The organism is Acidobacteriota bacterium, assembly GCA_016208495.1.
GTDB lineage: Bacteria > Acidobacteriota > Blastocatellia > Chloracidobacteriales > Chloracidobacteriaceae > JACQXX01.
The window spans coordinates 72,576-87,139 of sequence record JACQXX010000019.1 but is presented as its reverse complement, the minus strand read 5'-3'; the positions used below and the strand labels follow the sequence as shown (position 1 = coordinate 87,139).

Here is a 14,564-nt window from a genome sequence, read left to right as displayed (position 1 = left end):
TCTTACCACTCATAATTCATAATTTTATTGCAGTCGTGCGGAGCGCACGTGAGAAAAGTGTGAGAGAACCTGTGGTGCAAGTGATTTTCTGCTTTTTATGTGTGCGGAAGCAATCAAAAACCAACCAGGCCAGCGAATTCAAGTGCAAAGTTTCGAAAACGGGCTTCTGTCTGACGTATGCGCTAAAAATCAGTCTTTTGGCTCATTGTGACTTGGAGAAGACAGGTTCAGGGCGGAAGAAAATAGGCCAGGGCTGAAGAAGCCGGCTGAAGAATACAGAGTACATCCTATCAGCTCGCCTCGTGGTAGCAAGAAAATCTAATTGAATGAGAGATACTGCACCATATTGTGGGATCTTCTGCCCAGGTTGCTTTTCTTACAGAGTAGTAATAAATTAGAAAAAAATATTGGTTTCACCTGTATTATGAATGATTTGAGGTGAATATATTATGCCGCAAGCTTGCTATCGAGAACTCACATCCTACAAATATCAGTTAGTTAAAGACTATGAGATACAAACTGACATTACTCCACCACGGGATTTGATATTTGATTTTGTTGGTTTAACAAGCCAGGGAAGATTGGGGATCAAAAAAAACTATGCCTGGGATGGACCGAGCGGCCCCACGATTGACACCAGGAACTTTATGCGTGGATCGCTGGTTCACGATGCACTGTACCAGCTTATGCGACTTGGAGCACTGGATTATAAAGTATACCGCCAGCGGGCGGATGAACTGCTACGGGATATCTGCCGCGAAGACGGCATGTCGTCATTTCGATCCTGGTATGTGTATCAGGGAGTGCGGTTGTTTGGTGAGCGAAATGCTCACCCAGTCCCAGAACCTGAGGTGAAGATCATTTGCGTTCCCTAGCCAGCATCAAGCAAAACAGCTCTGATTTGATGAGTCTGATACCATTTCGGGCTGAGGGTATTGGGCTAAGGGCTGAGGGAAATACATTCATATCAGCAACTTAGCTTTTCAAAAATGCGATATGTTCATTCCAAATTGGTATGAGTTTCAGTCAAGGAGGAAAACTATGAAATGGTTGGTTTTGCTTGGCCTTTTGGGTGGTTGGTTTTGGTCAGGGTGCCATTGCGCCCTGGCCAGCCCCTTCATGGGTTGGCCACAATCGGTTGAACCTTCTGAAGAACTCAATCAGGAAGCTCAGGCATTTGCTCAACGGGAATTTGAAACCTGCTGGGCAAAAAATGGAGAAAGCTGGTTCACAAAAGAAAAAGAAGGCGGGAAGTACTGGCAAGTCAATGAAATGGTGCTGAAGACAGGCTCTCAGCCAATATCCAAAATTGATCAGTTGAACGGGATTTCCTGGAGAGGGTTTGTTGATTGTTCCTCACAAGCTCAACGGGTTTATTTTCCCGATAAAGGCTGGTCCGAGTGGATTCCCGGAGGTTTTAGTTCTTACCAGCTTGTAAAGAAGCAGGGGCGATGGAAAATAATGTCATCTGCTGGTTCAGTTTTTTCAAGACTCAAACACAACACCGGCTCAATCGAAAAAGATATCGTCAAACCAGGTTTGAGTGAAATACTCCAGGTTCTGAAAGAACCACAATTGAGCGAAGAAGAATCCACCACATTGCTTGCCGTTCTGATGTTTGGCGGCAGTACAGCGCCTGACACGCGACCTCAAATTATCTCTCAATCAAAGCCACGGTACACCGAAGCCGCCCGGCAAAATAAAATTGCTGGAAAAGTGGTGTTATCGGTTGAATTTCGCGCTGATGGAACGATTGGTGAAGTCCAGGTTGTCAAATCACTCGGCTATGGCCTGGATGAATGTGCGGTTGAGGCCGCACGGCATATCCGATTTCGGCCAGCCCAAAAAGGCGGTCGTCCATTCACTTTTCGTTCACGGGTGGAGTATTCCTTTCATTTGACCTGAAGCCATACATTAAAGGGGTGGATACCGCCTTCAAAGCGGTCCCACCCCTCAGTGTTTCTGGTCGTTGCTTTTCTTCTGGTTCTCTTTTTTCCTGGGTCTTCCATGAACTCTCAAATTCTTCATTTGAAAGCTCACTCTGTCAGGTTAATACCCTCCGGATTCTTTCGGGTTGGGGCCATACTGGTTCGAGCCTGGTTTGCCAGCCTGAAACATGAAAAACAGGAGAATCAGCGCGCCGATGCAAGGGACAAAGGCGATGAGGATCCACAAGCCACCGCGATCAGTGTCATGGAGCCGGCGCACCGTTACGGCGATACCTGGGACCAAGACGGCCAGTGAATAGACGCTACTGATCAAACCTATCCCCGTTTCAGTCGCCGTGCCTGCAACTCCGTCAACAACCCCAAGTACAATGCTGATGACGACGTTAAACACCAGGAACATCCAGTATTCCATCCGCCGTGCCCTTCCGCTAAACACGGCATATTTTTTTAACGCTGCAAGATACCAGTTCATGTCATTCTCCTTCACTTGTTGCCCCGATTGAGTGCGATAGGCGACCGCTGGGGTGTTGCCGAACGCCTAAGGGCTAATTTGCGTAGCCACACGGATATTCAGACACGCTTTGCGTGAAAAATGTCGGTTGACCTGAGAGAGTGAAGGTAGTTCCAGTTTCGATCTGATTTTGTTTTTTTGAGGAGCTTTTTTGGAAGGGCTGCCATGTGAATGGCTATTGAGTGATCTTTGAGTTGGATATATACGCTTCTTGAGAATTGTTGGCAAGTTGTTTGTTTTTTCCGGGTTGAGAAAAAGGTTCAAAAGACATTATTGGGATTAACCATTTGCCAAAAGTGGAACTTCCTTGCCGTGGCAACCTATCCGCTCAGGCGGGTGGTACTGACTTGATGCCATCCTTATGTCATAAAAAGTAATTAGGAATGGACACAAAATAACCTGGTCAACTGAAACAAACTCTAAAAAAAATCAAAAACTCACCACAGAGGACACAGAGGAACACAGAGGGTTCGGTTGATTGATTTTCCTCTGTGTCCTCTGTGGTGAAAAAATGATGAAGTTATTTAATTTTCATTCCTTAGTTGATGTCGTTTTTTGTGGCGTTTTCCTGGTCTTCTTCTGTGTCCGGCGATGGTTGGGGAGGCCCTAATGTCACCACATTGCTGAAGGTTTCAATGGCGGTATCCTCAACAAAAACTGGGCCTGATTCCATCACCTTGGTTCGGTTTGAAAAAGCAATGGCTGTGGTTGAGCGGTCCGATTCGATCATCGTGGGGGCGTCATTTTCTTTTGTGGATGGAGCGTTTCCAATAACCGTTTTTCCATCAGTCTCCAGGCGATTGCGTTCCAATCGAGTTACCGAAAGTGCTTCAACGGTTGTGCCCACTGCCGCAGCCAGTTCGCAGGCAAATTCCTGAGCTGTTGGGCGTGTTTCGGGGTTCTTTTCAAGTGCCCGAAGCACGGCCCGGTCCACGGCCTCTGGAATGGATGGATTGATACTGCGCAACGGATCGGGGTTTTTGGTCATATGTTGCAAAATAACCCCGACAAATCCCGAATCCGAATGAAATGGTGGTTTTCCAACCAGCATCTGGTAGGCCATCACGCCGACACTATACACATCCGCCCGTCCATCATAGCTTTTATGGTTCAGGCGTTCTGGAGACATATAGTCCGGCGTCCCAATCAAATTATGCGTGCCGGTCAGGTTTGGCACTTCGATTTCTTCGGTGTCGCCGACAAGCTTGGCAATTCCGAAATCAACCACTTTGACGATTTCGCCATCATCGCCCTGATGGAGAAACACATTGTCCGGCTTGATGTCGCGATGGACAATCCCCAGCGAATGGGCTTTGGTCAAAACATTACAGACTGGAACCACGATTTCAGCACACCGAAGCGGCGACAGCACCCGGTGAGTGGCCAGCACCTGGTGCAGAGATTTACCCTGCAGGAGTTCCATCACCAGATAGGCGATACCGCCTTTGGAAACGCCGGAATCGAGCACTGCCACGGCATTGGGATGGTTGACCCGACAGGTCGAAACCGCCTCTAGTTTGAATCGTTCCAGGCTCTCAGCGGTGGCATTGGCCCCAGCCGGGCGAAAGACCTTGACGGCCACGGGGCGTTTCATCGCCAGATGGGTGCCTTGATAGACGGCGCCAAAACCTCCGGCACCGATTTTTTTGTCGAGGCGGTATTTCTGATCCAGTTCGGTTCCAGGCAGGACATCGGCCAGGGCACTGAAAATTTGTTCGGCTTGCTGGTACGATTTGATCAATTCTTCTTTGGACTGGGCCAGTTCTTCATTTTTTTGCGCCAGTTCGGCCACTTTGTGATCAAGTTGGTCATTCTTTTCCGAAAGTTCCTGAGTGCGGGCGGCTACTTTCTCTTCGAGTTGCAGGTTTTGCCGCTGTAACGTTTTGATTCGCCAGCGCACGCTGCCATACCCAAGCCCAAGCAGCAGAAAGACATAGAGTCCATACGCCCACCACGCCCGCCATGGGGCCGGTTTGATCATAAATGAAAGTTCACGTGGCCCGGTCACATTCCCGTCTGCATCCCGGCCCCACACTCGAAATACATACTGGCCTTCGCCGAGTGCCGGATACTCTTTTTTGGTGTCTGGCGACCATTCCGAAGGTGCGGCATCAATGCCGACCAGTTGCGTCTGGTATCTGGTTTCCGATGGTTTGAAAAAACTCACCAGCCGGTATTCAAAAACGAGGTTGTTTTGGTGATAGGTCAGGCTGACGCCATCAAGCGACTGGTCGCCAAGCCCCAACACTGGCTGAACGGAGAGTGCCCCCAGATTCCCAAATAGCTGCCCATTGAGCCAGGTCTGGCTGATCAGCAGTGGTTTGGGTGTCTGGTCCTTCAGTTTACTGGCCGGGTCAAACCTGGTGATGCCTTTGATGGTTCCAACCCAGATTCGGCCCAGGTGATCCACCATCCCCGCAATGCTATTGCAGGAATTGATCGGTAGGCCGTCTTCGGTGGTAAAGGTCAAAATCGAATGTTCCAGCCCGTTTCCAGAACTGGATTGGCGTTCGGTCAGTTGCGCCACCCCATTGTTGGTCAAAAGGTAGATTCTGTGGGCCGGGTCTTCGAGGATTTCATACACTGTGTTGTCCGGCATGGCCGGGGTTGAGGTGTCGTTGAGGATCAGCCAGGGCGTGTCAGGCTGGGTGAGATCCAATCGGACGACCCCGGCATATGAGGTTCCAACCCACAAAACCTGATGACCTGCAGCAGAAACCGTCTGGTGAAGGCTCATCACAAACCCATTCGGAAGCTTTGAATTCGCCGGGGTAAAGCTGGTCCAGGTGTAGGCTTTTTCCTTTTCAAGTTGAGGGTTGCCGGTTTCTTCCAGTCGGATGAGTCCGCTTCCATAGGTTCCAATCCAGAGCACCGGCGGTGTTGATCCATGGCTGGTTTGGGTGATTGTCATCGGGGAAGTTGGTAGAAATTGGATGGTTTCGGTACGGAAAATCAGCCATTTTCCTTGCTCGTACCGCGCCAATCCGTAATCACAGGCTGCCCAAAGCACAGACTGACCTGAAGCCGTTTTCACTTCGATCAGATCATTGACTGCGCCAGGGATGCCGACCGTTTTCGAATCAAAAATCGTCCAGGAAAAATCCCCTGCCTTGGGACCGCCGGGAGCCGCCCGGAGCGGTTCTTCAAGTAACACGACCTCTCCGTTTTTGGTGCCTATCCACAGGGCAGGCCGCCCGGAAGGTGACGTTGTTTCCACCAGAGCGGTGATTGAAATGCTCGGCAAGGGTGAGTTTTTCGGATCAAAGTTGATCATCTGCCCGGCTTCATAGCGCACCAGGCCGTTTTCGTCAGTTCCCACCCATAAAACCGGGTTTCCGGCTGCCGATCTGGTTTCAAGCAGGCTGTCAATCAAGTTATTTGGCAGCCCTGGATAGTCGGTGTCAAACGTCGTCCACCAGTCTTCGCGATAACAGGCAATACCGCCGCCTCGGGTGGCAATCCAGAGCATGGGGTTTCCAGTTGGTGATGGTGTTTGAAGAACCTGATTGACGCCGTCAATCGGCAATTTCGAATTGTGAACCGTGTAGACATCCCAGATAAATCGGTCAATCCCGGTGGCGCCTGGCTTTTCGGTCAACCGAACCAATCCAAGATCAGTACCAAGCCACACGACTCGTTTCCCAGTGGCTGACCTCGTCTCGGTCACCGACAGGACATCCATACCCGGAAGCAGCATATTTTGAGTTGTAAATACCAGCCAGCGGGTGTCGGTTGGCTCACGGCTGGGCATCATGTGTGCTGGCGATTGAGCTGAAACCGGTTCGATCAGAACCAGTTCAGAATATGTGATAATCCAGAAATTCCACTGTCCATCGGGGGTGATCGTTTCAAGCACTCCGGTGATCCAATCTCCTGGAAGTTTCGAATTTTGAGTCGTGAAATTGGTCCAGCCTGACCTGGTGTCTGATGGAGATGGTGCTGGCTCTATGTCATGAAACTGCTCAACTCGCGAAAGCCCGGTTTCGGTTCCAACCCATAACACGGTCGGTTTGCCGGGCAGTGTGCTTTCATATACACACTGGATGTTATTACCTGCCAGCCCTGAATTTTGAGTTGTGAAAACAGTCCATTGATTGTCCAGAAAACGTGCCAGTCCTTGATCTGTCCCTATCCAGAGGCAGGGTTTTCCATCCGGGGTCAGGCTTTCATATAAGCAACTGACAACCTGGCTCGGAATTCCTGAATTGTTTGGGGTATAGGTGGTCCAAACCCCATTGTGAAGCCGACTCAACCCGTCATCTGACCTGCCAAACCAGAGGCTTCCGTCCCGAGCGGCAAAGATAGTGTAGATTTCGTTTGAAATTGTCCGGTTGGGCATATTGACTGGCGTCCACGTTTGGCCGTCATAAAAGGCCGCTCCGTCGTCAGTTCCAGCCCAGAGATAGCCGTGCTGATCAAAAGTCAGGCAACTGATATAACCTGACCGGAGACCGTCTTCATTGCCGAAAACTTTCAGAAACAACCGACCTTCTGGCCAGCCCGGCGGATTGACCGAGGACCGCATCGGCAACGCTTTTGACTCAGTTGGCGTGGTCACCTGGTTGGAAAGCTGACTGGCCTGGACCTGACTGAACTCAATTCGGTGTCCAATGCTCCATCCAATGCTCATCACAATCAGCCCTGCGACACACCTGCGGCACCACAACCTGAAGCGTTTCATATCACCCTTTAAGTCTCTGAATTGTAAACTATTGATAAATCGAATGTTATGAGGTACGAGAGAATTGACTCAATGAAAACTGCGTGAAGCGGCGTGAAGCTTAGCCGAAAGCGGGGCACCATTAAAACTGTTCCTGGCGTCGAGTGAATTCTCAGGTGCGGTCAGCGGTGTATTCTGTGAATAGGTGTGTCGTTATGTTGACACTTTATCCGTTATCTTGTACAAGGGTTGCTATCGAGACCTGGAATCCCCCTTGTTCAATTCAGGTAATCCTCATCAGTCTCAGATTTTTCCATTTTCTCAAAGACGTGCTCATACCAGTTTGTAGTCAGTAGTCAGTAGTTCACTAAGTTTATTTGATTGAACTATTTGACTGTTTTCTAATACGAGGACTTCATCGCAAATTGGTATCAGACACGAAAAACGTGAGCTTTGGACTGAAATTTCTTCAGAGGATCAGGCAGCCGGATTTCCCATCTCGTCAGGTTGCCGGGCTCGTCAAACATCTCCGCCAAAGGACATGGTATTTATGAAACTCCTCGGTGAACTGATCCTGTTTATGACAATTGTTACATTCCCGCTGGCTGTGCTGGGCCAGGCGGATGCTGCCACCGCGACCATTCGGGGAACTGTGACCGATGAAAGCGGAGCGCCACTGCCGAATGCTTCGATTACCGCCAAAAATAGCGAACGCGGTTTCTCACGTTCGGCACTGACTGGTGAGGCGGGTGAGTATCAGCTTCCGTTCCTGCAACCTGGCACCTATGACCTGGTGATTGAAGCCGAAGGGTTTGGCGGCAAAGCGATTAAAAACATTGAGTTAACCGTCGGGCAAATTACAGTTCAGAACCTGCAGTTGCAGATTGCCACCATGGCCGGTGAAGTAATTGAAATTACCGCCGATGTTCCAGTCATTGATGTGGCGCGTACCCAACAGGCCAATACTATCCAGGGGCGTCAGATTCAGAATCTGCCAAATTTGAGCCGCGAATTCACGTCCTATGTCTACACCTTGCCCGGCGTCTCAGATTCAAATGCACCCCGTGCCCAGTTTGTCGGGTTTGACGTGAGTTTTACCTCATCGGGCTTTTCCATCGGCGGTGGAAACGGGCGTAACAACCTGGTCACGATTGATGGCGGCGAAAACGAATTTGGAACCGGGCAGCTTCGCATCAGAAATCTGAGCCCGGAAGCCGTCCAGGAATTCCAGGTCAATCGGAATGGTTTTGCCGCCGAATTCGGGTTTACCTCGGGTTCAGCGGTGAATGTAGTCACCAAAAGCGGCGCCAACGATTTTCACGGCAGTCTGTATGCCTTCTTCCGGTCGCAAAAAACGGCAGCCCGCAATTATTTTGACTACAACCCACAGAAAGCCTTTGATCAGAAGCTGTATCCCGGCTTGACCCTGAGCGGTCCGATTGCCCGCAACAAACTCTTTTTCTTTACTTCGTTTGAAGCTTTGAAATCCGACACATCGCGATTCCGGCGCTATACCAACGACAGCACCTTCAACCTGACGGCTGGTCAACAGGCATATCTGGGGCGGTTGGAAGCAGCAACCGATCCAGCGATTCGTGCGCTTGGGCAGCGACTTCAAACCGCGTTGAGCACCACGAGTTACCCAAACACGCTCAAGCTGTTACAGGAAAACGAAGGTGCTTTTCCCGCACCGGTTCGCAGCTATAACTGGACGACACGGGTGGATTATCAGGTAAGCGCCAGCGACACCATCACGGCGCGGTTTTCGCTCTCACGCGAAGACCAGGACCAGTTGACACCCAACAACGATCAGGCGCCGAGCGCTGATACGACGGTTCAATTCCGCGATTACACGACGCTGGTTTCCTGGCTACACATCTTCAATTCCAATCTGGTCAATCAGGTACGCGGGCAGATTGTGCCCAATTTTTCGGCCCGGACGCTGGCGAAGTCTCTACAAAGCACCGGGTTGTTGATTGTTGGGGTTGGTTCGTTTGGGCGACCAACGACGGTTGAAACCATTGCCGACCGGTATCAAATCGAAGACATCCTGACCTGGACGGTTAACTCGCATACCTTCAAGTTTGGAGCTTCATACCGGCCAGCCAGTTATCAGGTCGTCAATGGTCAGTTTTTCCCAGGGCAATGGACGTTTGCTTCCGGGGTGATTGGGGTCAATCAGGCACTTTCGGCGGCTGATCAAGCGGCGCTGGCGGCGTTTAATACAGCGAATGGCCTGCCCGCTGGTGGTCCGACGGACGCAAACTTGAATTCGATCCAGTCTTTTAATCTGGGGCGACCGGCGCAGTATGCGCAAGGGTTCAACAATCCGAACTGGAACGCCTGGGCACACGGTCTTGGCGCCTTTGCCCAGGATTCGTGGAAAGTAACCCCGACATTTACCATTGATGCCGGGGTCCGGTATGACTTTGATCATCAACCAGGACCCATTGGTGGAAACAGCTTTGTTTCACCGCGCCTCGGATTTGCCTGGGATGTGTTTGGGAATCAGAAAACGGTGTTGCGCGGCGGCGGCGGCATGTTTGTGGCGCCGATTCCGTTTCAGATTCCGCTCCGAACGACGATCCAGAATGATACCGGGCAGTATGTCAATATCGTGATTCGGGCACTCAGCGATGGTGCCCAGTCGCCGGTGAATTTGTGGCAATACGGTGCCGGGTTAGGTGTGTTGCCGTCCACGGCTTTAAGCGAAGCCCAGGTCAATGCGTTTGGCATTTCCACCGGGCCGAAATCACAGGGACGGCGCATCAACGAACCGAGTCCAGGCTATCGGAACGGCTATTCGCTCCAGGCCAGTTTGGGCATTTCACAGCAACTGGCTTCAAATCTGGCATTGGATGTCGCCTATCAAATGTACCGGGGTGTGCATTTACAGGTGTCACAGAATGTCAACTATCGGGAAACAGACGTCTTTGATCCGATTTACGGCCCGCGACTGGCCCGGATTGATCCGACGATTGCCCAGTTAAATCTGTATAGTTCAATTGGAAACTCGATTTATCACGGGTTGACCGCGTCGCTCACCAAACGCTTGAGCCACAATGTGCAGTTTGAAGCGAATTACACCTACAGCAAAACCATTGACGACGTGATTGATTTCAACGCCACGTTTGCCGCGTTTCTGCCAACGCGACTGTATCTGGAGCGGAGCGTGTCATCCTTTGACGTTCGGCATAATTTTGTGGTCAGTGGCGTGTTTCAGAGTCCATTCAAATCCGGTCCGGGAAAAGGCTGGCTGGGTCATCTGTTTGGAGATATGACCTTGAGTCCGATTGTAAATCTTCGCAGTGGCATTCCATTTACCACACGGGCTGGCCGCGACGTCAACGGAGACACCACCGGCAACTATGACCGTCCATTTTATGCCGGGCGAAACACGGGGCAGGGGGCTGGCTTTGCCAATGTGAACCTCCGAATCAGCAAATTGATTGCCGTCAATCGAGAGGCCGGAATTCAGGCGGAAGTAATCGTCGAAGCGACCAACGTGTTGAATCACACCAATTTCCTGTCGGTCAACGACGTGATCGGCGGTGACCCAAAGCTGGTGCGCGGGCCGTTCAACCTGCGCGGAAGGAAAGACCGCTCTCCAACGGAAGCGCTTGGCTTTAACAGCGCCGGCGACCCGCGTCAGATTCAGTTTGGGTTGAAAGTCTCGTTTTAGAGAGCTAACAAGACAAATGGACAAAAAGGACGAAAAGGACGAAAAGCCGGGAAGGGCGCGGTTGCCGTGAATCGCGCCTTTTTCGAAAAGCCCAAACCCCAAAAAATCACTTTTCCTCAAAATCCAGCACCGTCAACGGCGCGCCGTGGTTGTCTTTACTCAAAACCTTCTCGGTTTTGGTCACCAGAAACGACCGGATGCCTGTTTCGCCATATTTTTCGGGGGTTGCCGTGATTTCATAGCCGTTTCCGTCAGAGGTTAACCGGCTGGTGAACCGGTAGCCTTCAACCGGACCTTTGGTCAACTCTGGAGCCAGCCAGCCAAGAGCAGTCAGTTCGTCAAGGGTGGCATAGCGGCCATTGCCTTTGGTGGCGGCATAGGCTTTCTGGAGATTGGCCATCATTTCCAGAATACCGGTCACGTAACCTTCGGTTGCCTGTATCCGTGGTGCTTGTTTTTGCTGGCGTTCGATAGCGTCAAACACTTCGCCCGCTTCAATCAATCGCCCGTTTTCAAGGTACAGAATACCAAGCACTGGTTTCACGCCCTGTTCAAACTGCTGCCAGTTTTCTTTGACATAATCGGGAACGTCCGGATTGGCATCACCCTGCCGGAGCAACCCGGTCAGATTCTCAAATGCCTGCAGGGCTTTGTGTTTCTCGCCGATTTCCCGATACACATAGCCGGAAACAAACTGTGCCGCCAAATCAGAGGTGATTGATTCGGCTGGTTTCAGCAGGTTAGCTTGTTGGAGCACCTGCTGAAAGGCCGCAAATTCGGTGCGAACCTTCTCAATCGTGGCCAGTGCTTCGGAATGCTGGCCCAGATCATGTTGGACCAGTCCAAGCCCAAGTTGTATGCCCAGTTCCAGCAGTTTGAGTTCCAAATTGGCTGGCGACATCGAATCGGAGGCCGTCTGCCCGGCACTGGTTTTCCACTGGTTGATTCGATTGAGTGCTGCCTGGAAACTGTCGCGAGCTTCGGGAAAAGCTCTGACACTCCGTTGAATTATGCCTTTGTACATCAACATCCCAGGCCCAAATGACCGGCCTTCAAACGCAGTCACCGCTGCCGCTCGATCACAGGTTGCCAGCGCCTGTGGCATCTGATTTTGGGCAAGGTGAAGATTAACCAGTCCAACCAGAAAATCTTGTACCGTCAGCGAAACGGGTTGGGTTGCCAGTAAAAGATCAACCGCCTGGCCAAGGACCACCGTGGCTTTGTCAAGATGTTTTTGTTGTCGGTGGAGTCGTGCCATCTGGTTCAGCACACGCGCCTGTTGTTCCGGCTGGTTCAAGGTTTTACGGAGCGCCGCCGCCGATTCCAAAAGACTGATGGCTTTGGTTTGATCACCAGCTTCTGCCGCATCATCGGCCAGGCGATTGAGCAGATCAGCTTCATGTCCCGCATCTTTTTGGGCATGGGCCAGTTCGACCATGCGACTGAGCGTCGCCGTGGCCTGTGCGGTGTCATTGAGGTAATAGCGGTGGAGATTCTGTATCTCATCAAGCACCTTTATCTGCCGGATATAGTCTTTGAGGTCAGCCCAGAGGTGGAGTGCCTGTTGACTGGATTCAAGTGCCTTCGGGTAGTCCCGAATTGGCGAATTCCGTTGGATTTTGGCAAGCCACTGGAGCGTCAGGGCCTGCTGTGGTCGCTGGTTGAGGAGTTTCCACAGGGCAAGCGCGGATTCCAGATGGCGAATGGCTTTGGCTGGGTCAAGTTCCTGACAGGCGTATCCCAAAATGTAGTGGGCGGTTGCTTCGCCTTCTGGATCTTTCAATTCCTGGAATCCTTTGACGGCGGCTTCAAATTTCTCGGCGGCGCCGTTGCGGTCATGGCGATAGAGCCTCATGCCGCCTTCAGCCAGCCAGGTTTCAGCCTGGAGCCGCTGTTGATCAGCAGGTGTCGGTTTCTTTTTGACTTCAACCGTGATCTGGTATTCACCAGCAGCTTTGTTTTGAGAATCAATTGCCGTCACTGTAATCTGACAATTTCCAGTTGCGGATGTCATCACCGAATAGCATTCTTTCCCAAAAGCATCGGCGGCATCCACCTGAACCATTTCTGCTGTCCCAGGCGGCAGGACCGAGAACTTGAGATCAACGCTGTGTTGCTGAACCACAACCCGCAGCAACTCCCCAGCTTTGACCGCCACGGTGAAACGGTGTTGTTCAGTGCCGTTCAGAGTGCGAGTCACGGGGGTTGAGGGCTTGAGGGCTTGAGGTTTCGGCAGCGTCGCACTGGCCTGAACCGGTTTTTCTGATTGGGGTTCCGCTGTTTGGGCCACCACGTGGAAATGACCCCCCAGGAGAAACCCTGCGAGCAACATCACACAGAACAACCGACGAGTGAGTTTCATAACGCCTCAAAAAATCTTTGGAGTGCTGTGACTTGTCACAGCTTTGGTTTTTACTTGGGTTGTGGATACAGTCAGGGGAGATCATGCTGTTGAGAACAAAGGAATTCTAGGCTCGAACCAGGGGGCTGGCAATCCAATTCTTTGAAAGAGAAACACAAATTTTAAGCGAATTGACGGTGGATTTTCTTCCGCACCTGCAAGAAGATGTGCTGTATACATTTGTGAATCATCAGAAAGGATGGATCGGCTGAAACGCTTATGTCACAAGATCTTACACGTATCAAACACAACTGGTCAGACCAATGGGAGCAGATCTATCAATTTATTCGCACCTGGACTGGTCTCAATTTCAGACCTCAGCGGGATATGAAGCGGCTCCAAAAACTTGAGGCGGAACTTGGAATCACCCTTCCACCCTCGGCTCGCGAATGGTGCTTTTTTGGCTGGTCAGCCTCAGAACTCGATGAATATTTTTCTTTCCGGGATGGTCCACTCTTTGTGCAATCAATCCCAGAACATAACGCCATTGCATTGCTAACCCAGGCTGAAGGTGATGTGTGGTGGGCGATTGAAACTCAGGATTTAGACAAGGATGATCCGCCAATCGTGGTGTATTTCCTGAATTATGAAGGCGACGAAGAATGGTTTGAAAAACGGGGAATGCAGTCGCCAACCGTTTCAGCCTTTGCCTTTGATTACTTTCTGGCGTACATGGACAGCCCTGGCGGTGGATTTGCGGTCGGTACCGACTCTTTTCCGTATGACCGCACAGCACTGGCAGCCGACTTCGGAGAACCCACACAATTTGGTGACACTGAATACTTTCTCCGCGATGAAATCCTCGTGTTTACGTCAAACAACCCAATTTCCTGGCATCACGAGGTTGTCAAAGTGGAATTTCAGCGACGTATTCCAGTTCAACAGCTACCGCCGTCAATTCAAGCTCTGTCCAAAGCTGCTTATGTGAAAAGTGGTGCCTTTATTGATTGGGGTAAGTTCTGAGAAATTACCTCATCACTCAAAAATCGAGTTCGTTGTGAGTCCGCAACACGGGTGGCTCAACTCATATGTACAATTTTGCTTTCTTCTTTGAAGTCATGGATAAAGAGCCGGAATTGATTGAGATATGGCTTTTTTATGCGGCCCTGGCAGTCATTGGTTTTGGGTTGACCCGGTTTCGTTACTGGTTGCTGGCCATTGTTTTTCCAATCAATTTGCTTTTGGGATTGGGCTGGTTAACCGAGCTTCACGATCAACATCTTGGCCCGGCTATTCTTCGGGAAGCCGGGTACGCTTATGTTATCCAGTCTTATATTGCCATCGTGCTTGCTGTGGTGCTTCCCAGCATCGGAGCTTTTTTGAGTTGGAGAAACGCAGCCAAAGGGTACAGGGCTTGAGGA

At 50.9% G+C, this 14,564-nt stretch carries 8 protein-coding genes; 5 read left to right on the top strand and 3 right to left on the bottom strand.

All coding sequences use genetic code 11. The features are described 5' to 3' along the window. The first annotated feature begins 449 nt into the window (after positions 1–449). Together HY774_03470 and HY774_03465 are read left to right on the top strand one after the other, a co-directional pair. Positions 450–875, top strand: a complete 426-nt coding sequence (locus HY774_03470) for a DUF1353 domain-containing protein (GenBank protein ID MBI4747517.1) — start codon at positions 450–452, stop codon at positions 873–875. Between the two features lie 166 nt (positions 876–1,041). Next, a complete protein-coding gene (locus HY774_03465) occupies positions 1,042–1,905 on the top strand; it encodes an energy transducer TonB (protein MBI4747516.1) in 864 nt (287 codons plus the stop codon). Positions 1,906–2,049: 144 nt separating this feature from the next. Here the strand turns inward: HY774_03465 and HY774_03460 are convergent, their stop codons facing one another. Then, positions 2,050–2,421, bottom strand: a complete 372-nt coding sequence (locus HY774_03460; GenBank protein MBI4747515.1) for a DUF805 domain-containing protein — start codon at positions 2,419–2,421, stop codon at positions 2,050–2,052. 577 nt (positions 2,422–2,998) lie between these two features. Continuing rightward, on the bottom strand, positions 2,999–7,090 hold the full coding sequence (locus HY774_03455) for a protein kinase (protein MBI4747514.1): 4,092 nt from the start codon (positions 7,088–7,090) through the stop codon (positions 2,999–3,001). A gap of 580 nt (positions 7,091–7,670) precedes the next feature. Here HY774_03455 and HY774_03450 point away from each other — a divergent pair. Next, positions 7,671–10,802, top strand: a complete 3,132-nt coding sequence (locus HY774_03450) for a TonB-dependent receptor (GenBank protein ID MBI4747513.1) — start codon at positions 7,671–7,673, stop codon at positions 10,800–10,802. A gap of 106 nt (positions 10,803–10,908) precedes the next feature. Here HY774_03450 and HY774_03445 read toward each other — a convergent pair whose 3' ends face one another. After that, entirely contained in the window at positions 10,909–13,164 is a 2,256-nt protein-coding gene (locus HY774_03445) for a DUF2950 family protein (protein MBI4747512.1), read from the bottom strand. A gap of 258 nt (positions 13,165–13,422) precedes the next feature. Here HY774_03445 and HY774_03440 point away from each other — a divergent pair, with 258 nt between their 5' ends. Then, positions 13,423–14,166 carry a hypothetical protein gene (locus tag HY774_03440; protein MBI4747511.1) on the top strand — a complete coding sequence of 248 codons (744 nt, stop codon included), beginning with the start codon at positions 13,423–13,425 and terminating at the stop codon, positions 14,164–14,166. A gap of 65 nt (positions 14,167–14,231) precedes the next feature. Further along, entirely contained in the window at positions 14,232–14,561 is a 330-nt protein-coding gene (locus tag HY774_03435; protein MBI4747510.1) for a hypothetical protein, read from the top strand. The last annotated feature ends 3 nt before the right edge of the window (positions 14,562–14,564 follow it).